Here is a 624-nt window from a genome sequence, read left to right as displayed (position 1 = left end):
CAGATACTACTCAGCAGAAGTTTTCATTAGCTTATATAAATAGTCTAGAATATGATAATATTACTGTAACTGGTCACTCAAAAGGTGGGAATAAAGCCCAATATGTGGCTATTTTATCAGATAAGGTAGATAGATGTGTATCCTTTGACGGACAAGGATTTTCTAATGAGTTTTGTGAAAAATATAAAGAAGAAATTGAAAAAAATTCATATAAAATAACATCTATATCTGCGTATACAGACCCTGTAAATGCTTTATTAAATCCTATTGCTAAAAACATTAAATATATAAAAAATACTATTCCTCATATGGGAAGGTACAAAAGAAAAAGTACAAGAAACAATGCAAGGTATTGCTAATAAATTTGAAGAATTCAGTGAAATAGTTAGATATAACACAGAAGCTACATTAATTACAATGAAAAATATATGGGATAGAAATATAGAAGAACTTCAAACAGAAAAAATATCTGAAGGGTTTTCCGGTGGAGGAGGATCTTCAGGTGGTGCAGGAAGTACTAGAAGTTGGGGAGAAACTGAAAAAGAAGAAATACCTGAAGAGGTAGAAATATTATGTGATGTAACAAAAATGGCATCAACCGGACGAGCATATTATAGTGGAAAA

At 30.8% G+C, this 624-nt stretch carries 2 protein-coding genes; both read left to right on the top strand.

What is annotated here, in order from left to right; genetic code table 11:
• On the top strand, positions 1 to 359 hold a 359-nt coding region (locus tag OM90_RS11460; protein ID WP_144428581.1), incomplete at its 5' end, for an Mbeg1-like protein.
• The coding region (locus tag OM90_RS12835; protein ID WP_160323665.1) for a hypothetical protein at positions 343 to 624 on the top strand (282 nt) is incomplete at its 3' end. The genes OM90_RS11460 and OM90_RS12835, both read left to right, overlap by 17 nt.

The organism is Defluviitalea phaphyphila, from assembly GCF_001466305.1.
Taxonomy (GTDB): domain Bacteria; phylum Bacillota; class Clostridia; order Lachnospirales; family Defluviitaleaceae; genus Defluviitalea_A; species Defluviitalea_A phaphyphila.
This window is presented reverse-complemented; position numbering and strand designations above follow the sequence as displayed.